Annotated in this window: 1 protein-coding gene; it reads right to left on the reverse strand. The window is 76.7% G+C overall.

The window, feature by feature from the left end; genetic code table 11:
- Window positions 1-29: 29 nt before the first annotated feature.
- Window positions 30-1,005, reverse strand: a 976-nt coding sequence (locus L2I40_RS23690; RefSeq protein WP_456305767.1) for a capsular polysaccharide export protein, LipB/KpsS family, incomplete at its 5' end; no start/stop codon positions are given.

Consider the following 1,005-nt stretch of genomic DNA (forward strand, 5'->3'; position numbering starts at 1 on the left):
GGCGCTGATCACGATGGAGGCGAAGCCGGTCACCGCAGCCCGCGCAGGCGCGCCAGCGCGCGCGTGACCCATCCCTGCGCCGCGCGCAGCGCCGCGCGGCGGCCGGGCGGGAACAGCTCCGGCCGGTCCAGGCGCTCGATCAGCACCTCGGGCGGGCAGGGGAGTTGCGTGACGGGGTCCACGCAGCGCGGATAGAGGATCAGCGCGCCGGCCACGAGTTCGTCGAGCGTCAGGGCCCGGCGGGGCCTGGGCGGCGCGACGCGATCCTCCGTCAGCCTCCAGCCGGCATAGAAGGGCATGCCCCAGCAGGTGACGGGCACGCCGCGCAGCAGCGCCTCGAAGCCGGTGAGGGAGGTCAGCGTGTGCACGGCGTGGACGCGTCCGAGCAGCGTATCCATCGGCGCGCCGCCCACCACCTGGTCGGCCAGGCCGCGCAGCGCCGCGGCGGGGATGCGCCCGCGGCGGAAGCCAGCCTCGATGTCGGGATGCGGCTTGTAGAGGATGAAGGCGTCCGGCTGGTCGGCGCGCACGCGCCGCAGGAGTTCCAGGTTGCTCCGAATCGCCCCGCCGCCCCGCCGCACCGAGGCGTCGTCCTCGACCTGCCCTGGCACGAGCAGGATGCGCCGGCCGGCGGGCGCGGCGATCTCCGGCATCTGGCCGCGCAGGTTGTACTTGGTCAGCCCGCGCTCCACGATCGCGGCCCGCAGCGCCGCCGCACGCGCGAGCAGCGGGGCCTCGAAGGCGGCGGTGTTCAGGAGCCGCTCGAGGTCGCTCTCCCGCGACGGGTCGAAATAGGGGCCGCGGGTGTCGAGCGCGTAGGAGGCGCCGGGCCGGCACGCGGCGCCGAGCCCCGCCGAGCGCAGGAAGCCATCCTCGAGCCAGAGCAGGTCCACGCCCGCCGCGGCGGCGCGATCGCGCAGGTCGTCCGGCGCCGAAGCGCTCCAGGCGAGCAGCGCGCCCTGGCGCCGCCGTGCCGCAGCGAGCGCGTGCCCGGGCCGGGCCGCG

The organism is Falsiroseomonas oryziterrae (assembly GCF_021864505.1).
GTDB lineage: Bacteria > Pseudomonadota > Alphaproteobacteria > Acetobacterales > Acetobacteraceae > Falsiroseomonas > Falsiroseomonas oryziterrae.